At 59.2% G+C, this 24,609-nt stretch carries 5 protein-coding genes and 1 pseudogene; all 6 read left to right on the forward strand.

Annotated features, from left to right (window positions below; translation table 11 throughout):
• Positions 1-252: 252 nt before the first annotated feature.
• The 6 genes and pseudogenes from Q3H59_RS04000 to Q3H59_RS04025 all read left to right on the forward strand — a co-directional run bounded on the left by Q3H59_RS04000 (position 253) and on the right by Q3H59_RS04025 (position 24,604).
• Positions 253-16,347 (forward strand): Ig-like domain-containing protein, encoded by a 16,095-nt coding sequence (locus Q3H59_RS04000; RefSeq protein WP_309833378.1) that lies wholly within the window; start codon positions 253-255, stop codon positions 16,345-16,347.
• Positions 16,348-16,421: 74 nt separating this feature from the next.
• Complete coding sequence (locus tag Q3H59_RS04005) at positions 16,422-17,873, forward strand: TolC family outer membrane protein (protein WP_192412061.1); 1,452 nt, start codon at positions 16,422-16,424, stop codon at positions 17,871-17,873.
• The gene (locus Q3H59_RS04010) at positions 17,870-20,041 is read left to right on the forward strand and encodes a type I secretion system permease/ATPase (protein WP_192412060.1); all 2,172 of its coding nucleotides are present in this window, start codon (positions 17,870-17,872) and stop codon (positions 20,039-20,041) included. Before Q3H59_RS04005 ends, Q3H59_RS04010 begins: the two co-directional genes overlap by 4 nt.
• Positions 20,038-21,264, forward strand: a complete 1,227-nt coding sequence (locus tag Q3H59_RS04015; protein ID WP_192412059.1) for an HlyD family type I secretion periplasmic adaptor subunit — start codon at positions 20,038-20,040, stop codon at positions 21,262-21,264. The genes Q3H59_RS04010 and Q3H59_RS04015 overlap by 4 nt, the downstream gene beginning before the upstream one ends.
• Positions 21,265-21,754: 490 nt before the next feature.
• A complete protein-coding gene (locus Q3H59_RS04020; RefSeq protein ID WP_192412058.1) occupies positions 21,755-22,903 on the forward strand; it encodes a capsule biosynthesis protein in 1,149 nt (382 codons plus the stop codon).
• A gap of 23 nt (positions 22,904-22,926) precedes the next feature.
• Positions 22,927-24,604 (forward strand): annotated as a pseudogene (locus Q3H59_RS04025) (polysaccharide biosynthesis/export family protein).
• The last annotated feature ends 5 nt before the right edge of the window (positions 24,605-24,609 follow it).

Here is a 24,609-nt window from a genome sequence, read left to right on the forward strand (position 1 = left end):
CTGGGCTTTATGCGTTTCACGTCATGTGTGCCCGGCCGCTTGAGAACAAATATATTTTTCCCGTGGTGATTTTAAGAAATAAAACCAATCAGTTATCAGGATGGCGGCTAAACAAAACTCAACGCGATTTCATTCTTAGCCTGTATGAAATCGATCAAGAGAAGAAGTGAATAATCGTCGCGATTATTCGCTGTAAAAGCCGGTGTCTGCTGATGCCGGGCGTGATTATGGAAACTGCGGGATCTCGATAACATGAATAATATCTCAGTAACCCCAAAAGGTGGGACCGTTGCTTCTGAGCTGAGTGGAAATCAAGTTAATTTGACCGCTCCGAGTTTGGTGAAGCTGCATCTTAATCAGTCTGATATTAAGTCTTTCACACGCAATGGTAATGATTTAGTCGTCACCACGAAGTCTGGTGAAGTGGTTGTTATTCATAATTTTTACAGCCCGAATGGCGATAGCGATCTGGTTCTGCAGGACGATCGCGGCGCCATGTGGTGGGTTGAAGATCCCGGTACAGAAGGTTTCCAGTACGTTTCAATCGACAGCACCGAAGGGCTGTTAGCGGAAAACACCACCAATAACGGCACCATTGCTGCCTTTGGTATCGGTGGTGCGGCCCTGGCGGGCTTAGGTGCGCTGTTTGCCGGTTCAGGTGGTGGTGGCGGTAATGCCTCGCCGACCAATCCCGATGACGGTAACAACGGCGGCAATCCCACCAACCCAACTAATCCTACCAACCCAACCAATCCCACCGATCCCGGTGAAAACGACACTACGCCGCCAACCGCCATCACGGATTTGGTGATCAACGACGCCGTAGGTCCGTATCAGGGCGCGATTGGCGCGGGTGCCATTACCGATGACAACACACCCACGCTGAGCGGCACCGCTGAAGCGGGCGCAATTGTCAGCATTTACGATGGCAGCACGCTGCTCGGCACCGTGACCGTTGGCGCCGACGGAAGCTGGAGCTTTACCACGCCAGTGCTGGCGGAGGGTCAGCATAGTTTGACCGCTACCGTCACCGACGCGGCGGGCAACACCAGCCCAGCGACCAATCCGGTGGATTTCACCGTGGATACCGTGGCGCCCGCAACGGTTGGCGACCTGAGCGTCATTAACAACAGCGGCTCGACTGCGCAGCCCATCACCAACGGCGGCGCGACCAAAGACACCACGCCAGTGCTGAGCGGAACGGCGGAAGCGGGCTCGATTATCACCATCCGCGATGGCGATACGGTGCTCGGCAGTGTCACCGTGGGCAGCAACGGTGCATGGAGCTTTACCAGCCCAACGCTGGGCGAGGGCAGCCATACGTTGAGCATCACCGCCACCGATGCAGCGGGCAACGTCAGCACGCCAGCGACCATCACCTTCACCGTGGATACGCAAGCGCCAGCAGCAGTCATCGACCTGCAGGTTAACGATAATTCAGGCGGCAGCGGCGGCACCGTAACTAACGGCGGGACAACCGATGACAATACGCCGACGCTTACCGGCAGCGGTGAAGTGGGCGCGATTGTCAGCGTTTATGATGGGCAAACGCTGCTGGGTACGGCGGTCGTGGGTTCCGATGGCAGCTGGAGTTACACCACCAGCGCCCTGAGTAATGGCAGCCACAGCCTGAATGTGACCGTGACCGATGCGGCTGGCAACGTCAGCGCGCCATCAGCCCCTTATGAAATCACCGTGCAGGCCGCTATTCCGCCGGCCACAACGTCGCTGGAAATCACCGATGACTCCGGCAACACGCTGGTGCAGCTCAGCAACGGCGCCAGCACTCACGATAACACGCCAACGCTGAGCGGCCTGGCGACGGCGGGTGCGCTGATCACGCTGTATAACGGCACCACGGTGCTGGGTAGCGTGGTTGCGGGCAGCGATGGTCAGTGGACCTTTACCCCAACTGTGTTGGCTGACGGTGCCTACGCGCTGCACGCCACCGTCGATAACAACGCGGGCAGCGTGACGCAAACGCCAACCATCATCATCACGGTGGATACCGTCGCACCTGCTGCGGCCGGTGGCGTAACGCTGAGCGATAACGATGGCAGCACGCTACAACCGATTGCCGCCGGTGGCGCGACCAATAACACCACGCCGGTGCTGAGCGGCACCGCTGAACCGGGCAGCACCGTCACCGTGCGTGATGGCGATAGCGTGCTCGGTACGGCAACCGTGGGCAGCAATGGGTCATGGAGCTTCACTGCGCCGACCTTAACCGAAGGCGGTCACAGCCTGACCGCCACGGTCACCGACGCGGCAGGTAATGTGGGTCCAACCTCGACGCCGATCGCCTTCACCGTGGATACTCAGGCACCTGCGGGTGCCAGCAATGTGGTGATCAGCGATAACGTCGGCGCTGCAACCGGCCCAATCACCGCGGGCGGGACCACCGACGACAGCACACCCACGCTATCCGGTAACGGTGAAGCCAACGCCATCGTCAAAATTTATGATGGCAGCACGCTGCTCGGCAGCGTCACCGTTGGCAACGACGGCACCTGGAGCTTTACCACGCCAACATTGAGCAACGGTAGCCATTCGCTCAGCGTAACGGTGACCGATGCGGCAGGTAACGTCAGCCCGGCGACAACCGGTGTTGGCTTCACCGTCAACGCTGGCGTACCGCCAACCACCAGCACGCTGGAAATCACCGATGACAGCGGCAGTACACTTCGCCTGTTGCCAGAAGGTTCCAGCACGCAGGACACCACGCCAACCTTGAGCGGTCTGGCCTCGGCGGGCGCGCTCATTGAGTTATATAACGGTACTACGCTGCTCGGCAGCACCGTCGCGGGTGCAGATGGGCAATGGAGCTTTACGCCAGCCACTGCGCTGGCCGACGGGACTTATGCCTTCCACGCCACGGCCACTGATACCAATGGCAATGTGACTGATTCCGGCACCCTTAACATCACTATTGATAACACCGCGCCGGCAGCGGCTGGCGACTTGCAATTGAGCGATAACAGCGGCAGCACTGTGGTACCCATTGCCTCTGGCGGCACCAGCAATGACAACACGCCAACCTTGAGCGGCACCGCAGAACCGGGCAGCACCGTTACCGTGCTGGATGGCACCAACGTGATCGGCAGCGCAACGGTGGGCAGCGACGGCAGCTGGAGCTTCACCTCGCCAACCCTGAGTGACGGCAACCACAGCTTGACCACCACCGTCACCGATCCGGCTGGCAACACCGGTCCGGCGTCGCCAGCCGTTACTTTAACAGTGGATACCACGCCGCCAGCCGTTATTGCCGATCTGGTGATCGAAGATAGCGTCGGCGCGGTTCAAGGGCCGTTAACGTCCGGCGATACCACCGATGACCGCGCACCAACCCTGAGCGGCACCGGCGAGCCGAATGCCACCATCAGTATTTACGATGGCACCACGCTGCTGGGTAACACCACCGTGGACACCGACGGCACATGGCGTTTCACCACGCCAGCGTTGAGCAATGGCAGCCATACCCTCACCGTCACCGCCACGGACAGCGCCGGTAACGTCGGCCCAGCCAGTCCGCCGATTGTGATCAACGTTGATGCGGCTATTCCGCCAGCCACATCGTCGCTGGAAGTGACGGATGAAAACGGCAATACCGTGGGTCAGCTGACTGACGGCGGCAGCACCAACAATGACAGCCCGGTATTAACCGGTTTGGCGGGGCCCGGCAATATCATAACCCTGTATGACGGCACCACCGTGCTGGGCAGCACCACGGCGGGCAGTAACGGTCAGTGGATTTTCTATGTCACCGGTTTAGGCAATGGTCCGCATGCGTTGCACGGCACCATTACCGATGCCAACGGCAACGTCACTGATACCGCAACCATTAACATCACCGTGGATACCATCGCGCCCGATGCCGCAACCGACGTGGAACTCACCAACGATGCGGGCAGCATTACGCAGCCAGTTACCGCCGGCGGTGCCAGCAATGACGCGACACCAGTCTTAAGCGGCAGCGCGGAAGCGGGCAGCACTGTCACTATCCTCGATGGCACCACCGTGTTGGGTACCGTGACGGTCGGCAGCGACGGTAACTGGAGCTTTACCACACCGACGCTGGCGGAGGGCAATCACAGCCTGAGCACCACCGTGACCGATGCGGCGGGCAACGTCAGTCCGGCGACCACACCGATCGCCTTCAGCGTAGACACCACCGCGCCAGCGCCGGTGAGCGGTTTGGTGGTCAATGATAACGTCGGCGGCAGCACCGGTCCGTTGACTTCGGGCACCATCACCGACGACAGCACGCCAACCCTGAGCGGCACCGCCGAAGCGGGATCGGTGGTGCGCGTTTATGACGGCACCACGCTACTGGGCTCAGCGACAGCGGGCAGCGACGGTAGCTGGAGCTTCACGCCAGATGCCGCGCTGACTAACGGCCAACACAGCCTGACCACCACCGTCACCGATGCGGCAGGCAATGTTAGCCCGTCGTCGCCGGTATTTACCCTCAATGTCGATGCTGGCGTTCCGGCGACCAGCAGCCTGCTGGTGGTGACCGACGACAGCGGCAGCACGCTGGTTGAACTGCCAAACAACTCCAGCACTAACGACACCACGCCGATTCTTAGCGGCCAGGCGGGCGCGGGCGATCTGATCACGCTGTATAACGGCACCACCATCATTGGCAGCACGGTCGCGGGTAGCGATGGGCAGTGGAACTTCACACCTGCGGCGCTGGCCGATGCGACTTACGCTTTCCATGCGGTCGCCACTAACGCGACGACCGGCGTGGAGACCGATTCGCCAACCATCAACATCACCATTGATACCGTGGTGCCCACCGCGCCAACCGGCGTGGCGCTGGAAGATGGTGCGGGTGTGCCGATCCCGGAAGGCAGCAGCACCAACACCAACACGCCAACCTTGAGCGGCAGCGGTGAAGCGGGCAGTACGGTCACCATCTCGGATGGCACCACCGTGCTCGGCACCACCACGGTGGGCAACGATGGCAGCTGGAGTTACACCACGCCACCGCTGAGCGATGGTGATCATAGCCTGACCTCAACCGTTACCGATGCCGCTGGCAATACCGGCCCGGCTTCTACGCCGGTGACGGTGACCATCGATACCCAGCCGCCTGCCGCAGCGGGCAATGTGCAGTTCACCAACGACGACGGCACGCCGCTGGCTTCAGGTAGCACCACCGGCGACACCACGCCAACCCTGAACGGCACCGCCGAACCGGGCAGCACCGTGACGGTGAGCGATGGCACTACGGTGCTGGGCACCGCAATCACCGGCATCGACGGCAACTGGAGCTTTACACCAACCGATCCGCTGACTGAAGGGCAGCACAATCTCACCACCACCGTCACCGATACGGCCGGTAACGTCGGCCCTGCGTCGTCGGTGGTGATTGTGATTGTGGATACCACGCCACCGGCAGCGGCGACCGATTTGCAACTGAGCAACGATGGCAGCGGCACGCTGGTGCCGGTCGCGGATGGCGGCACCACCAACGATGTTACGCCAGTGTTGAGTGGTCGTGCGGAACCGGGCAGCGTCGTGACGGTGTCTGATGGCAGCACGGCGTTGGGTTCGGTGACCGTCGGCAACGATGGCAACTGGAGCTTTACCTCTCCGGCGCTCGGCGATGGTTCACACAGCCTGACCACCACCGTGACCGATGCGGCGGGCAATACCGGCGCGGCAAGCACGCCATTGACCTTCACCATTGACACCACGGCACCGCCAGCACCGGGCGGTGTGCAGCTGAGTAACGACAGCAGCGGCACGTCTGTACCTATTCCCTCTGGTGCGGCAACCAACGATGCAACGCCAGTATTGAGCGGCACCGCAGCGGCGGGCAGCACCATTACCGTTTCTGATGGCGCTACCGTACTCGGTACCGTCACCGTCGGCAGCGGCGGAACATGGAGCTTCACCACGCCAGCGCTGAACGAGGGCAATCACAGCCTGACCGCCACCGTTACCAGTCCGGCGGGCAACACCGGTGCGCCCTCTGCGCCCATTGTGGTCACCGTGGATATCACGCCACCTGCGGCGGCAACGGGTCTGCAACTCAGCAACAACGAAGGAGCGACGCCGGTACCGATTGCTGCGGGCGGCACCACTAATGACACCACACCTGCGCTGAGCGGCATCGCAGAAGCGGGCAGCATCGTCACGGTGAGTGATGGCACGACCGTGATCGGCAGCGCAGCCGTTGGCAGTGATGGCAGCTGGAGCGTGATCCCAACCGCACCGTTGACGGCGGGAGAGCACACGCTTACTGCGACCGTCACCGATCCGGCCGGTAACGTTGGCCCGGCATCGGCCCCCATCGTCGTCAATATCGACACCGCCCAACCGCCAGTCGCAGATGATCTTGAGCTGAACAATGACAACGGCGGCACGCCAGTTCCGATTGCGTCCGGCGGCGCGACCAATGACACCACGCCGGTGCTTAGCGGTAGCGCAGCGGCGGGCAGTACCGTCACCGTACTGGACGGCACCACCGTGCTCGGCACCGTTGTGGTTGGCAGCGGCGGCAGCTGGAGCTTCAGCACGCCGGCATTAAGCGAAGGCGCGCACAGCCTGACCACCACCGTCACCAGCGCATCGGGTAACGTTAGCGACCCGTCTGCGCCGATTAACTTCACCGTGGATACGCAGCCACCAGCAACCTCAACCGGTCTGCAACTGAGTAACGACGGCGGTACGGCGATTGCCGCTGGCGGTATCACCAACGACAGCACGCCCGTGTTGCGCGGCAGCGCCGAAGCGGGCAGCACCGTCACCGTACTGGATGGCACCACCGTGCTGGGCACCGCCACGGCGGACACCGACGGCAACTGGAGCTTTACGCCAACGATCGCGCTGGGCGAGGGCGCACACAGCCTGACCACCACCGTCATCGATGCGGCGGGCAACAGCAGCGGCGCATCCACGCCGGTTACCTTTACCGTGGATACCACACCGCCAGCCGCCGCCACTGATCTGCAGCTCAGCAATAACAACAGCGGCACGGCGATTCCTGTTGATACCGGCGGTCGCACCAACGACACCACGCCAGTGTTGAGCGGCAGTGCCGAAGCGGGCAGCGTCGTAACCGTGCGTGATGGCACCGAGGTACTGGGCAGCACCACCGTCGGCACCGATGGCAAATGGAGCTTCACTCCGGCCAATCCGCTGGACGAGGGCGCGCACAGCCTGACCGCTACCGTCACCGATCCGGCCGGTAACGTCGGCCCGGCCTCTACGCCGTACGCGGTTACCATTGATATCACCGCGCCGCCAGCCGTGATTACGGTAGCACTCAGTAACGATCAGGGCAGCACGCCAACGCCAATCGTCTCGGGCGGAGCCACTAACGACACCACGCCGGTGCTGAGCGGTACCGCCGAGGCGGACAACATCATCATCGTGCGTGACGGCACCACCGTGCTGGGCTCGACGATTGTTGGCACCGATGGAACCTGGAGCTTCACTTCACCAGCGCTGAGCCAGGGCGCGCACAGCCTGACGGTAACCGTCACTGACGCCGCAGGCAACAGCAGCGCTCCGTCTACGGCAATCGCCTTTACCGTCGATACCGAGGCACCGAATGCGGCGACTGGTCTGCAACTGAGTAATGATTCCGGCCAAACGCCGGTACCGATTGCTGCGGGCGGCGCCACCAACGACACCACACCCGTGTTGAGCGGCAGCGCTGAAGCAGGCAGCATCGTGATTGTTTCTGACGGCAGCAACGTGCTGGGCTCGGTTGTGGTCGGCAGCGGCGGCAGCTGGAGCTTCACTTCGCCGGAGCTGGGCGAGGGCGATCACAGCCTGACCACCACGGTGACCGATGCTGCAGGTAACGTCAGTTCGCCGTCCGCGGCCCTGAACTTCAGCATTGATACCACGCCACCAGTGGCGCCAGGCGCGATCGCGCTGAATAACAACAACGGCAGTTCACCGGTTACGATTGCCGCAGGCAGCACCACCAACGATGCCACACCGGCGATCAGCGGTACCGCAGCAGCCGGCAGCACCGTGACCGTGCTGGATGGCGCTACCGTGCTGGGCACCGCGATTGTTGGCAGTAACGGACAGTGGAGCTTCACCACGCCAACGTTGGGTGAAGGTGCGCACAGCCTGACGGCGACCGTCACCGATCCTGCGGGTAACGTCGGTCCTGCCTCCGCAGCAATCGCCTTTAACGTTGATACCGTTGCGCCTGTTGCGGCAACCGGACTGGTGCTGAACAACGACAACGGCGGTTCGCCGGTGCCGATTGCTAACAACGGCACCACCAACGACAACACGCCAGAGTTGAGCGGTACCGCAGAAGCCAACAGCATTGTGATTGTGTCTGACGGCACCACCGTGCTGGGCAGCGCCGTCGCCGATGCGCAGGGCGCCTGGAGCTTCTCACCCAATCTGACCGATGGCACGCACAACCTGAGCGTGACGGTGCGTGACGCCGCAGGTAACACCGGACCGGCAAGCAGCACCATCACCGTCACCGTGGATACCGTAGCGCCGCCAGCAGCAACCGGACTGACGCTGACCAACGATATTGGTACACCCGTTAGCATTCCGAACGGCGGGCTCACCAACGACAGCACACCGGTGCTGAGCGGTTCTGGACAAGCGGGCAGCATCATCACCGTGTCCGATCAGAACGGCGTGTTGGGATCCACCACCGTCGGGGCGGGCGGAACCTGGACCTTCACGCCGGCGAGCGCGCTGGCGGATGGAACCCATACCTTTAGCGTCACGGCCAGCGATGCGGCAGGAAACGTCAGTGCGCCGAGCACCATTGGCGTCGTGATTGATGCCACACCGCCAGCGGCGGCGCTGAACGTGGTGGCCAGTAATGATGAAGGCACGTCGCCAGTGGCTATCACCAACGGCGGCTTCACCAACGACAACACGCCATTCCTCACCGGTACCGCCGAAGCGGGCAGCACGGTGATTATCCGTGACGGCACAACCATCATCGGTAGCGCTTCGGTGGGCAGCAACGGCCAGTGGAGCTTCACCTCACCCACGCTGGATGAGGGCGCGCACAGCCTGAGCACCACCGTGGTGGATGCGGCGGGCAATGTGAGTACAGCGTCACCGGCGATTGATTTTACCGTCGACAGCGTGGTTCCAGCGCCAGCCACGCTGGTGGTGAACAATGACAACAGCGGGACGCCCGTACTGGTGCCGAACGGCGCCACCACCAGCGACAACACGCCGTTGCTGAGTGGCACAGCGGAAGCGGGCAGCCTGGTCACTCTTTATGATGGCACCACCGTTATCGGCTCGACCACCGCAACGGCGGGCGGAACCTGGAGCTTCAGCTCACCGACCTTAACTGAGGGTTCGCATACGCTGACCGCCACCGTAACCGACGAGGTCGGCAACGTCAGTTCGCCATCCTCGACCTTTACCGTGGTGGTGGATGCCACCGCACCGCAACCGGCTGACGATCTGCTGCTGCAAAATAACAATGGTGGCTCACCGGTGACCATTGCCGATGGCGGCATTACCAATGACAGCACGCCAGCCATCAGCGGCACGGCGGAAGCCAACGCGATCGTTCGCGTCTATGACGGCACCACCTTAGTGGGTTCAGTCGTGGCAGGCAGCAACGGCGCATGGAGCATCACCACCAGCGCGCTGACTGACGCCACCCATACGCTGAATGTCACCGTGACCGATGCAGCGGGCAACGTGAGCGCCAATGCCTCGGTATCACTGACGGTGGACACCTCTACGCCGGCAGCGGTGTCGAGCTTCGCTATTTACAATAATGCGGCCACTACCACCGTGCAGGTGGCGGATGACGGTGACTCCAACGACAACACGCCTTTGCTGAGCGGAACCGGTGTAGCGGGCACCATCATCAACATCTACGAGGGCAGCGATCTTCTTGGCACCACCACGGTTGGCGACAACGGCGAGTGGCGCTTTGAAACTGCGGCTTTAGATGATGGCCAGCACAGCTTCACCGTTTCAGTCACCAACGCTGCGGGCACCACGGGCCCGGAAGCGATACCGATTACGATTAATATTGATACGGCTGCACCGGCAACGGTCAGCAATCTGGTAGTAACAGACGATGAGGGGGGCAGCACCGGTCCGTTGCTGTCGGGTGACACCACCGATGACAACACGCCAACGCTGAGCGGCTCCGCTGAAGCGGGCAGCCGAGTGTCGGTTTACGATGGCACCACGCTGCTGGGCACCGTGATCGCCACTGGCGGCACATGGAGCTTCACGCCGGGCAGCGCGCTCTCTAACGGCGAGCATAACTTCACCTTCACAGTGACCGATGTAGCAGGCAACGTCAGCGCGGCAAGCAGTCCGGCGTTTACGCTGAATATCGCAGCGGATCTGCCGCCAGCGGTCAGTACGCTGGTGATCACCGACGATAGCGGCAATTCACTGGTTACCGTGAATGACGGCGCCAATATCAAGGACGGCACGCCGGTATTAACCGGCGCGGCAGATGTGGGGGATGTGATTACCATTCACGATGGTGCTAACGTGTTGGGTAGCGTTACCGTCGGTGCGACCGGACAGTGGACCTTCACGCCAACGCTGAATGATGGACCGCACGGCATCTATGTCACCACGGTCAATTCAGTGGGTAATCCGGGCGCAACCTCGCCAACGGTGAACTTCACTATTGATACCGTGGCACCGCTTGCAGCAACTAACCTCTCTGCCGCTAATAACAACGACGGCGTAACCGTGCCCATTGCTAACAATGGCACCACCAACGACAGTACCCCGCGGCTCGCCGGTCTCGCGGAAGCCAACGGCATTGTTACGATTTATGACGGCAACACGGTTATCGGCTCAACGGTCGCCAATGGTAGCGGTGAGTGGGACTTCACGTCGCCAACGCTGAGTCAGGGCGGACATGCGCTGAGCGTCACCGTGACGGATGCGGCGGGTAACGTCGGTCCGCGCTCTGATGTCGTGAATCTCACTGTCGATACCGTGGCACCCAACGCTTCGACGCTGGTGGTCACCAACGACGTCACCAGCACGGTGGTGCCAAATGGCGGTTCGACCAACGATAACACGCCGACGCTGAGCGGTACCGCGGAAGTGGGCAGTGTGATCACCGTTTACGATGGTACGACCTTGCTCGGTTCGGTTGCTGCAGGAACAGGCGGAGCATGGAGCTTTATTTCACCGGTACTGGGCGAAGGCAGCCATCCGCTCACCGTGCGCGTGACAGATGCCGCCGGTAACACCAGCGCGGCATCCAGCACGGCAACGGTGATCGTAGATACCGTCGTACCAACGGCGGTGAGCGGTTTGACTGCTGCCAACAACAACGGCAGTTCGCCGGTGACCATTGCTGCGGGTGGTAACACCAACGACAACACGCCAGCGCTGAGCGGTACGGCGGAAGCGGGTAGCGTGGTGGTGATCCGTGATGGCACCGACGTTATCGGTTCTGTCACCGCAGGCAGCAACGGCGCATGGAGCTTCACGTCACCCACGCTGGCTGATGGTCTGCATACCCTGAACGTGACGGCGACCGATCTCGCCGGTAACGTCAGCCCGAATGCGGCGATCAGCTTCACTGTGACCACAGCAGCACCAACGCCAGTCACCGATCTGGTGGTTTCTGACAACGTGGGTGCAACACAAGGGGCACTCACCAGCGGTGCGGCGACCGATGACAACACGCCAACGCTGAGCGGTAATGCTACCGCTGGCAACATCGTGATTATCTCGGAAGGCACCACGGTGCTGGGTTCTGTGGTGGCGGGCAGCAATGGTGCGTGGAGCTTTACCACTGCCGCATTGAGCGACGGATCGCATCCATTGAGCGTGACGGTACGCGATGCAGCCGGTAACACCAGCGCGGCGACCAACTTCACGGTCAATGTCGATACGGTGGCGCCAGCCAACGCAACCTTGTTAATCACTAATGATCTCACCAGCACCACGGTACCGAATGGTGGTGCAACTAACGACAGCACGCCAACGCTGAGCGGTACGGCGGAAGCCGGCAGCCGCGTGTCGATTTACGATAGCGGCACCCTGCTGGGTACGGCGGTGGCAGGCAGCAACGGCGCATGGACCTTCACCACCGATGTGCTGACGCAAGGCGCTCATCCACTGAGCGTCACGGTTACCGATGCGGCGGGTAACGTCAGCGGCAGCACCTCGGCCACGGTAATTATTGATACCGTCGCGCCGGTGGCGGTAACCGGCCTGGCCGCAGCCAACAACAACGGCAGTACGCCAGTGGCGATTGCCAATAACGGTAGCACCAATGACAACACGCCAGCGCTGAGCGGTACGGCAGAAGCGGGTAGTCTGGTGATCATCCGCGATGGCACCTCGATTATCGGTTCTGTTACCGCAGGCACTAACGGCGCATGGAGCTTCACCACGCCAACGCTGGCGGAGGGGCCGCACACCTTCAACGTCACGGCGACGGATGCAGCGGGCAACGTCAGCCCGAACGCGACGCTTACCCTGACGGTGGATACCGTGGCACCTGCGCCCGTCACTAACCTGGTGATCAACGACGATGTGGGCGGCATTCAGGGGCCACTGGCGAACGGTGCGGTGACCGATGATGCCACACCAACGCTGAGCGGTACGGCGGAAGCGAATGCGATTGTCACCATTTACGACGGCACCACGGTGCTGGGTTCAGTGGTGGCCGGCGCGGGCGGTGCGTGGAACTTCACCACTGCCACGCTAGGCAACGGTGTGCATCCGCTGAGCGTAACGGTGAAAGATGCGGCGGGTAACACCAGTGCCGCCACCACGCCGGTTTCCATCACGGTAGACACCGTGGCGCCAACGGCTTCAACGCTGGTGATCACCAACGACATCACCAGTACCACGGTGCCGAGCGGTGGTGCCACCAACGACAACACCCCAACGCTGAGCGGTGTAGCGGAAGCGGGCAGCCGCGTGTCGATTTATGATGGCGCGACGTTGCTGGGGACGGCGATTGCGAATGGCACAGGCGCATGGACCTTTACCACCGGCGTGCTCACCACCGGCACGCATCCACTCAGCGTCACGGTCACCGACGCGGCCGGTAACGTCAGCGGTAGCACCTCGGCCTCGGTAACCATCGATACCACGCCGCCAGCGGCAGTCACCAATCTGGTGGCCGCCAACAACAACGGCAGTACGGCGGTGACCATTCCGAACAACGGCGTGACCAACGACAATACGCCGCTGTTGACCGGTTCCGGCGAGATTGGCGCGAAGATCAGCGTTTACGATGGCACCACGCTGCTGGGCACCACCACGGTGGGCAGCGGTGGCACATGGAGCTTCGTCTCGGCGGTGCTGAGCAACGGTGTACATACGCTGAACGTCACGGCAACCGATGCGGCGGGTAACGTGAGCCCGAACGCCTCAACCACCCTGACGATTGATACCGTGGCGCCGAATCCGGTGACCAATCTGGTGATCAATGATGACGTCGGCACTCTTCAGGGGCCGCTGGCGAACGGTGCCTTCACCGATGACGCCACGCCAACCCTGAGTGGCACGGCGGAAGCCAACGCGATTGTGACCATCTACGACGGTACCACCGTGATAGGTTCCACCACCGCCAATGGTTCAGGTGCATGGAGCTTCACCACCGCGACCCTGAGCAACGGTAGCCATCCGCTGAGCGTGACGGTGACCGATGCCGCGGGTAACACCAGTGCGGCATCGGCGACGGTTTCCATTACGGTGGATACCGTGGCTCCAGCGGCGTCAACGCTGGTGATCACCAATGATGTCACCAGTACCGTGGTGCCGAGCGGCGGTGCTACCAACGACACCACGCCAACGTTGAGCGGCGTGGCGGAAGCGGGCAGCCGCGTCTCGATCTACGATGGTGGCACCTTGTTAGGCACGGCGATTGCGGGTAGCACTGGCGCATGGACCTTCACCACCGCCGCGCTCACGCAGGGCACGCATCCATTGAGCGTGACGGTAACGGACACGGCCGGTAACGTCAGCGGGACGACGTCGGCGTCGGTCATTATCGATACCACGCCGCCAGCGGCGGTCACTAACCTGGTTGCCGCCAATAACAACGGCAGCACGGCGGTGACCATCCCGAATAACGGCATTACCAACGACAGCACGCCGCTGTTGACCGGTAACGGCGAAGTCGGGGCACGGATCAGCGTGTACGACGGCACCACACTGCTGGGCACCACCACGGTGGGCAGCGGTGGCACATGGAGCTTCGTCTCAACTGCGCTGAGCAACGGCACCCATACGCTGAACGTGACGGCAACCGATGCGGCGGGCAACGTCAGCCCGAACGCCTCGACCACGCTGCGCATCGACACTGTGGCACCAACGGCCAGTACGCTCACCATTACCGACGACGCCGGCAGCACGCCGGTGACGTTGACCAATGGCGCGTACACCCGTGACACCACGCCGGTGTTGAACGGCACGGCGGAAGTGGGCGCGATTGTCACCATCTACGATGGCACCACCGCGCTGGGTTCAGTAACGGTTGGCGCCGGTGGCAGCTGGACTTACACCCCCAGCGCACTGGCGAACGGTGCGCATCCGTTGAGCGTAACGGTGACTGATTCGGCGGGTAACGTCAGCACCGGTAACACGGCGGTGACGGTGAACGTCGATACTGTGCCGCCTGCGGCGGTAAGTGGCCTGGCAATCAACGGTGCCGGTACCACGGTCACCGGTAGCGGTGAAGTGGGGGCAACGGTAACGGTACGTGATGCGGGCGGTAACGCGCTGGGTACAACGACGGTAGGCAGCGGCGGTTCATGGTCGGTGAGCCTGAGTACGGCGCAAACCACCGGTGCTTCGTTGTCGGTGATTCAGACTGACCGCGCAGGCAACGTATCGACCAGCACCCCGCTGACCGGTGCGATTCAAATCGTGGCAGCGAATGATGTCAACGAAGTGGATTACACCACCCAAATCGGCACCATCACCAATGCCAATACCAGTTCGACCAGCGTCGCATTGCTGAGCGTTAACCTCGGCAGCGTGCTGGGTGTGGGAGTATTGAGCAGCACTAACGCCTATATGTTTAACGTTGGCGCAGGGGATACGCGCACGGTGACATTACACGCCTCGGCCACCAGCCTGGCGGCGCTGACATCGACTTATACCTTGTACCTCTATCAACAGCAGGCGAACGGCACCTGGGCGCTGAAATCCAGCAACGCCAACTACATCACCACGGTTCTGACCATTGGTACACAAACCGGTGGCAACGTGACTTACAGCAACCTCGGTACAGGTAACTATGCCGTGCTGTTGGGCACCAGCAACGGCGTTGGCGTGTTGCCATCGACTACCGTCACCACCACGTCGGATATTACGACGCTGGCGTTGACCGTGGCGGCAACCGTCACCGGCAACCTGTTGACCAACGATACCAGCTCCGTCGCCGGTACGGTGCCGAACGGTACGGTGGTCACCCAGGTGACTGGCAATGCGATTGCGGCCACCGGTAACACGGTGATCACCAGCAGCTACGGTACGTTGACCATCGATTCGCATGGTAACTACACCTATACGCTGAAGGCGGGACTGGATGCCGATCTGGTGCCAGCCACCGACGTCTTCACCTATTCGGTGCGTGATGCCAGCGGCGCGGTGACCTCGGCCAGCTTGACGGTGAACCTGCACAACGGTGCATCCACCAGCACGCTGCTGGCGACCAACAGTCTGGTGGCCGAAGCCACCAATGACCATGACGCCAGCGGCAGCATCTACGGTTCAGCATCGGGCACGCACACCGGAACCTTGAGTATCACTAATGAACACGGCGATATCACTACGGTTCACAGCGTGGGTACGACGTCGATTGCCGGCGACTTTGGTGTGCTGAGTATTGCCGCCAACGGTAACTACACCTATTCACTGAATGCGGGCGTGGATGGACAATCCATTACCCATAAAGAGGTGTTCAGTTACACCCTGGCGGCGAGTGATGGCACCATCACCACGCAGTCGTTCACCATTGAGCTGCATCCAACTATCACAGGAACCACGGGGGCTGACACGCTAACCGGCGGTGCCTACGACGACACCATCACCAGCGGTGCCGGCGCAGATACGTTGGTGTATCACTTACTGGCGAGTGCGGATGCTACCGGCGGTAACGGTCACGATACCTGGACCGACTTTGATGTCGCGCAAGGCGACAAAATTGACGTCAGTAACTTGCTTATCGGCTGGAATGATTCCACAAGTAATATTAATGATTTCGTGAAAGTGGATCATACTTCAGATGGCAATACGGTGCTCTCCATTGACCGTGATGGTACCGGTACGGGTTACAGCACCACTCAGCTGATTACGCTGGAAGGCGTGAACGTTTCTCTGGAGGAGCTGCTGCAACAACCGCACCAAAACCACACGGCGTAATCGCTCTGTGATGCAGGGATGCAGTTAGGGCACAGGGATGTGCCCCTTTCTCTTTATTGACTGGTGGACTATCGATGGAACTGATGCACTCAGGCGCAACTTTTCGCCGTTCGTTTAAGCTCAGCGTTCTCTGTGCGGGCATGGCTTTACTTTACAGTTCTCCACTTTTAGCGGCCAGTGACGCGTTAACCCGGGCGGGGCACATCACCTCAGCAGGTTTAGCGCAACAGCAAGAACTGCCTTCATTAACCGGTGAAGTGGCGGAACCCGCCCTCGCCAACGTCCCCGACTTTCTCACCATCAACCAGGCGGTACAGCGCGCCGTTCAGTGGCATCCCGATATCGCTCAGGCAGTAGGAAAAATGCTGGAGCAGGCCAATCAGGTTGATGTGGCGAAAGCCAAATACTATCCACAAATCAGTACCGGCATGAACAACGGCTACAGCAACGCCTACAGCGAAAAGGGCTTCAGCCCGTCGTTTGTGCTGTCGGTTTCACAGATGTTGTATGACTTCGGCAAGGTCAGCAGTTCGGTGCGTTCCGCCGAAGCGGGCGTGGCGCAGGAGCAGGCCAACGTGCTGGTGAGCATTGATACCGTGGCGCACGATACCGCCGCTGCGCTGGTGGAAGTGCAGGGTTATCAGCAACTGGTCAAAATTGCGCGTGAGCAGCTCACGGCGCTGAGTAAGATTGGCGATCTGGCGCGCCAGCGTAATGAAGAGGGCGCGGCGTCGCTTTCGGATGCCACCCAAACCGATGCGCGTATCGAAGGCGCGCGTACCACCCTAACGCAGTATCAAGCCAACCTCGACCGCTGGCGCGCCACGCTGGCAACCTATCTTGGCTGGCCGCTGGTGAAAAAGGTCAGCGACGATTTTCCCACCAAACTCACCCAGTCCTGTCAGGTGGCGAAAGCCGATGACAAGCTCAATCCGTCGGTGCTGGCGGCCTGGGCGCAGGCCAATCAGGCGCAGGCCAAACTCGATAATGCTAACGCGCAAAACATGCCAACCATCTCGCTGGAACCGCAGGTGACGCATTATCTCAATAATCACTATTCCGGCAGCGAATCGCTGGATCGCACCCAATATTCGGCGTTTGTGAAAGTGGAAATGCCGCTCTATCAGGGCGGCGGCATCACCGCCAGCCGGGACGCGGCCGCCAATGCATTGCAGGCCGCCAATGCGGCCGTCAACTCGGCGCGGCTTAAAGCGCGTCAGCAGCTAAGCGAGTCGCAGAACGCGTCGCAAAGCCTGGCGCTCAGCCTGGCGATCATGGGACGGCAACAGACGCTGGGCGAGAAAACCCAGTCGCTCTATCAGGATCAGTATCTGCAACTCGGCACCCGTCCGCTGCTGGACGTTCTCAACGCCGAGCAGGAAGTGTTCCAGACCCGTTTCACATTGCAGCAAACCATCAGCCAGTTACGCTCACTGCAGCTCGATTGTCTCTACAGCACCGGGCATATGCGGTCGGCGTTTGCTTTGAATAATCAGCGGATCCAGTCCGTGGAGATCCAGCCATGACGCAATTACAGATTCCCGACGCGCCTGATAGCGCGTCCGGGGGAAACGTGCCCTTACACGGATGGGCCACCGCAATCATCCTGATCGCCAGCCATTATCGCTTGCCCTGTTCGCCGGGAATGATCATGGCCGCTGCCGAATGGCAGGGCAAACAGTCACGCGATAAAGCGTTACGCCATCTGGCGCGCCAGGCCGGTTTATCGCTGCAATTATATGAAGAGAATAAGTGGGAGATCACCAGTTGGCGCTTACCGCTGGCGATCGAGCTGGCCGACGGTCAGGTGGGCGTTATCACCCAGTTTGATGGCGACGATGAAGTGCGGGTGCATTTTGCCGGTGATGAACAGCCAGCACCAATTGCGCTGGAGACGTTGCTGCCGGAAATCCGCTTTGCCGCCGCGCTGCGTCCAGTTACCGCTGCCAAAGATAGCCGCGTCGATCGCTATCTCGCCACGGTAAAACCGGATTGGCTGCGCCGTCTGGTGCTGCACGATCTGCGGCCGTACGGCTACGTGATGCTCGGATCCTTCCTGATCAACCTGCTGGCGCTGGTCGGCATTATCTTCTCGATGCAGGTGTACGATCGGGTGATTCCGGCGCAGTCCTATCCCACGCTGTATGTGCTGTATATCGGCGTGATCATCTCGGTGGTGTTCACTTATATTCTGCGCGTTGGGCGCGATCACGTGACCGATCTGCTGGGCAAGCGTGCCGATATGCGCGTCTCCGATCGGGTATTTGGTCACGCGCTGCGGCTGCGTAACAGCGCGGTGCCGCGTTCGACCGGCACCTTTATCTCGCAGCTGCGCGAGCTGGAGGCGATCCGCGAAATGGTCACGTCCACCACGGTCACCTCGATTGTCGATATGCCGTTCTTCCTGCTGTTCATGCTGGTGATGGCGATTATCGCGCCGCAGCTGGCGTGGATTGCGCCGGTGGCGGTGCTGCTGATGATCCTGCCGGGCGTGCTGAGCCAGAAGAAGCTGGCGAAGCTGGCGCAGCAGAACCTGAAAGAGTCGACGCTGCGAAATGCGGTGCTGGTGGAGAGCGTGCAAGGGCTGGAAGATATCAAGCTGATGCAGGCGGAAGATCGCTTCCTGCAACAGTGGAACAGCTACATTCGCATTACCGCGCAATCCGGCGTGGAGATGCGCAAAGTGATGCACTCGCTGATTACCTGGGGCGTGACGGTGCAGGGTTTGGTATACGCCAGCGTGATTGTGATCGGTGCGCCGATGGTAATCAACGGCGATATTACCACCGGTGCGATTGTGGCGGCGTCGCTGCTCTCCTCGCGCATGATTGCGCCGATGGCCACGCTGTGTGGCGTGCTGGCGCGCTGGCAGCAGGTGAAAGCGGCGAAAGGCAGCCTTGATGCGCTGATGAATTTGCCGGTGGAAAACAGCAAAGACGAAACGCGGATCCACACGCCGGTGCTGTTTGGTCACTATCAGTTCACCGATGCAATGTTCCGTTACTACACCGATTCGATGAACATCGCGCTGCGCATTAAAAGCCTGACCATCAAACCGGGCGAGCGCATTGCGGTGCTGGGACGCAACGGTTCGGGTAAATCGACCTTGCTGCAGGCGATGATTGGCGGCATCGATCTGGTCGGCGGTGAACTGCGGCTGGATAACCTCAGCCTGCCGCACATTGATGTGGCGGATGTGCGGCGTAACGTTGGCCTGTTGACGCAAAACGCGCGGCTGTTCCACGGCACGCTACGCGAGAATCTCACTATGGGCGCGGCGCACGCCACCGATGATGCGATCTTTGGCGCGCTCACCGTCAGCGGCGGCGCAGATTTCATTCGTCGTCTGCCGCTCGGCCTCGACCATCCGATCATGGAAGGCGGCGTTGGGCTTTCCGGCGGACAGCGTCAGTCGCTGCTGCTGGCGCGTATGCTGCTGCGCGATCCCAACATCATCCTGCTGGATGAACCGACGGCGGCGCTCGACGATCACACCGAGAAAGAGTTTATCGAACGTCTCGGTCAGTGGCTCAACGGGCGCACCTTGATCGTGGCGACGCACCGTGCGGCGATCCTCGCGCTAGTGGATCGTGTGCTGGTGCTGAAAGAGGGACAACTGGTGATGGACAGCCCGAAAGAGAACGCCTTGCCAACACCGCGTACTAACGGCAGCCTGCCGGAGGCGCAATCATGATCAAACAATTACCGGCAAGACTGCGCTTAGTGACGGCGGCAGAAGTGGATTCCTCCGACGATCTGCTCGGTGAGCTGCGATCCGAAACCCATTACACCGGCGCGGTGCGGCTGATCGTCATCAGCACCGCACTGATCCTCGTTACCGTGATCTGGGCCTGGTTTGGCGTGCTGGATGAAGTCTCAACCGGCACCGGCAAAGTGATTCCCAGCTCGCGCGATCAGGTGCTGCAATCGCTGGAAGGCGGCATCCTCACCGAGCTGTATGTGCACGAAGGCGATCAGGTGCAGGCCGGGCAAGTGGTGGCGCGCCTCGATGCCACGCGCTCGCAATCCAACGTCGGCGAAAGTGCGGCACGCTATCGTGCGGCATTGGCTGCCGCCGCGCGTCTCAATGCGGAAGTGAACGATCAGCCGCTGAGTTTCCCGGCAGAGTTGAATAAGTTCCCCGATCTGATGGCGTCAGAAACGCGGCTGTATAAAACCCGCCGCGCACAGCTCACGGATGCGACTGCGCAGTTTAAAGAGTCGCTGGCGCTGGCTAACCGCGAGCTGGCCATCACGCAGCGTCTGGCCAAAACCGGTGCCGCCAGTAGCGTGGAAGTGCTGCGTTTGCAGCGCGATAAATCAGATCTGGAGCTGAAACTCACCGATATGCGTTCGCAATATTATGTGCAGGCACGTGAGGAGCTGGCGAAAGCCAACGCCGAAGCCGACAGCATGGCGCAAGTGGTGAAAGGGCGTGAAGACACGGTGACGCGACTGACCATCCGTTCGCCGATGCGCGGCATCGTGAAAAACATCAAAGTCTCCACCGTGGGCGGCGTGGTCCCACCGAATGGCGAGCTGATGAACATCGTGCCAATGAACGATCGCCTGCTGATTGAAGCGCGTTTGTCACCGCGCGATATCGCCTTTATCCGTCCCGGCCAGCGGGCGGTGGTGAAGATCTCGGCGTATGACTACGCCATTTATGGCGGCCTGAACGGCGTGGTGGAGAGCATCTCGCCGGATACCATTCAGGATGAGGTGAAACCGGAAATTTACTATTACCGCGTGTTTATCCGCACCGATAACGACTACGTGCAGAATAAAGCCGGTAAGCGCTTCTCAATCAGTCCCGGCATGGTTTCTACCGTGGATATTAAAACCGGTGAGAAGACGGTGATGGATTATCTGATTAAGCCGTTTAACAAAGCGCAAGAGGCGATGCGCGAACGCTAATTGGAACGGTATAACGCGTTAGTTTAAAACCGCTGTTTTCCTCAGGAAACGGCGGTTTTTTATTTGGGTGATTGATGAGGGCACCATGAAGTTTCGGCAGCTATTACACGAACCGTTAAATATTAAATCCCGCACTTATATAATTAATTACAGCAAGAAATGTCTTGAGCTGGCTTGTTATTAGAGAAAAGGGGTTCCCGAAGTGAACGATAACAAGCCGTTTCTCAAAGGCGCTAAGTGCGCTTAACGCTAAGCTGAGCGCTTTGATACGTTACGCACATGAAATTATGAACAAATCAATGTGGTTTTATTTTCGAGCGCGGGAAGACGGACGCGGTACTTTTATTTAATGCGCTGCAATTTGTCACCAAAAAACATCCCGAAATATTGGATTTTCCTCGAGGGGCGGCAGGGTTATTAATGCGCAGAGCCGCAGGCCGAACCTCAATGATGTGCTACGGCACGCTTATGAATATTTGATGATTGCTCCATGTTAATAAAAGAGAATTCCACCTTATCAAAATTTGAAAAAAGATTAGGCGTTGTTTCTTTCGCCAATCTTAAACGGCACCTCGGAAAAGCGATCATTTTTCTCCCAATGACGTTGCTGATTATTTATCTGGCAATATTCAGTCAGCCGCGTTTTGTGAGCGAATCCAAAGTCGCGATTAAACGCTCAGATGATCTTGCCAGCAATAGCGTGAATTTTGGCTTGTTGTTAGGGGCGATTAATCCCAGTTCGGTGGAAGATGCACTCTACTTAAAGGAGTACATCAATTCGCCGGATATGCTGGCAGTGCTAGATAAACAACTTAATTTCCGTCAAGCCTTCAGCCAAAGCGGACTGGATTTCTTGCACCATCTGTCTCCTGATGAAACTGCCGAAAAATTCCTGCGTTATTATCGTGAACGTCTCAGCGTAACGTATGACGATAAAGCGGGATTGCTGGCTATTCGCACGCAAGGCTTTACGCCGGACTTTGCCCTTAACTTTAATAAAGCGGTGCTGAAAGAGTCCGAACGCTTCATTAATGAGTTGTCGCACCGTATTGCGCGTGATCAGCTGACCTTTGCGGAAAAGGAGATGGAAAAGTCCCGCTCACGCCTGAATAACAGTAAATCCGAGCTGCTGGCGTATCAGAACAGCAACAATGTGCTGGATCCTGAAGCGCAAGCGTTAGCAGCCAGTTCACTGGTTAACACGCTGATGGGGCAGAAGATCCAGATGGAAGCGGAGCTGCGTACTCTGCTGACCTATCTGCGTGATGACGCTGCGCAAGTTGTCAGCGTACGTAACGCCATTGCCTCGATGCAGGCGCAGATCGATAACGAGAAAGGCAAAATCACCGCGCCGCAGGGCGACAAACTTAACCGCATGGCGGTGGAGTTTGAAGAGATTAGATCGCGTGTCGCCTTTGATAATGAGCTTTACAAGCTTGCGCTGACCTCTATCGAAAAAACACGCGTGGAAGCCGCTCGTAAACTGAAAGTGCTTTCGGTGATCAGTTCACCGCAGCAGCCGCAAGAGTCCACTTTCCCCAACATTCCGTATTTGATCGCCTGCTGGTTGCTGGTGTGCTGCTTAATGTTTGGCACCCTGAAACTGTTATTGGCGGTGATTGAAGATCATCGGGATTAATGCTGTCGCAGAATGAGTCTGTTATGAAAATTTTAAAATCATTTGTAATGATCGCAGCTTGCTTCACTGCGCAGGCCAGTGCGGCCTTAAATATTAACGCTGATGCAAACTTAACCGGCGTTAAAACACAATCTCTGCTCAATTCGGCACCGGCAAATATCAGCAGCAATAACAGCGGATTTGATGATACGCCTGTGCCAGCTGCGCCTGTGGTACTTAGCCGTATGTTTGGTGCTCAGCTGTTTAATGGCAATAGCGGAGATAACGGGGCAAGCGTAGGTTTCAATCCCGGCTATATCCTGAATCCAGGAGATAGCGTTCAGGTGCGTTTATGGGGCGCATTTACTTTTGACGGCGCGTTGCAGGTTGATCCCAAAGGCAACATTTTCCTGCCAAATGTGGGGCCGGTAAAAGTCGCTGGCATCAGTAACAGCCAGCTAAACGCGTTAATTACCAGCAAAGTGAAGCAGGTCTACCAAGCCAACGTCAGTGTGTATGCATCGCTATTACAGGCACAGCCTGTGAAAGTCTACGTCACCGGTTTTGTTCACAGCCCGGGTTTATATGGCGGCGTGACGTCGGATTCCCTATTGAACTATTTGATTAAAGCGGGCGGCGTTGATCCTGAACGTGGAAGTTACGTCGATATTTTAGTGAAACGTGGCAATAAAGTGCGATCCAATATCAACCTGTATGATTTTTTGCTTAACGGTAAATTGGGATTATCACAATTTGCCGATGGCGACACCATTGTGGTCGGGCCGCGTCAGCATACGTTCAATGTGCAAGGCGATGTATTCAATAGCTATAACTTTGAATTTCGCAACAGCACTATTCCTGTCACCGAAGCTTTGAGCTGGGCGCGAGTCAAACCGGGTGCGACGCATATTACTAATTGTGCGCCAGCAAGGTTTAGCAAAGCGCAGCGAATATTATCCAATTCGCGAGGCGAACGGCCGCTTCCTGCAAGATGGTGACAGACTGATTGTGAGCACCGATCGCTATGCCAGCACGATTCAGGTCCGCGTTGAAGGCGCACACTCAGGTGAACACGCGATGGTACTGCCTTACGGATCCAACATGCAGGCGGTGTTGAAGCAGATTCGACCTAATAGTATGTCGCAGATGAGTGCCATCAAGCTGTATCGTCCCTCCGTGGCCTCCCGCCAGAAAGAGATGATGAACCTGGCGTTGCAGAAGTTAGAGGAAGCCTCGCTTTCTGCGCAATCATCCACCAAGGAGGAGGCTGGCCTCCGCTTCCAGGAAGCGCAATTGGTCAGCCGATTTGTGGCGAAAGCGCGTCAGGTCGTGCCAAAAGGTGAAGTCATTCTGAACGAGAAAAACCTCGCGGCCACCCTGCTGGAAGATGGTGATGTGATTAGCATTCCTCAGAAAACCTCACTGGTGCTGGTACATGGTGAAGTGCTGTTCCCGAATGCAGTGAGCTGGGAGCAAGGCTTACGCGCGAAAGATTACATCGCCAAAAGCGGTGGCTTTACGCAGAAGTCCGGTAATGCGCGCGTCATCGTTATTCGCCAGAACGGCGCGGCCGAAGACGCGGAAGATGTCGGTGCGCTGAATCCAGGTGATGAGTTAATGGTGCTGCCGAAGTATGAATCGAAGAGCATCGAAGTGACGCGTGGCATTTCCACCATCCTGTATCAATTAGCCGTTGCGGCGAAAGTGGTTCTTACGCTGTAAGGGTG

This window comes from Pantoea sp. SORGH_AS_0659 (genome assembly GCF_031453915.1).
Classification (GTDB): domain Bacteria; phylum Pseudomonadota; class Gammaproteobacteria; order Enterobacterales; family Enterobacteriaceae; genus Pantoea; species Pantoea leporis.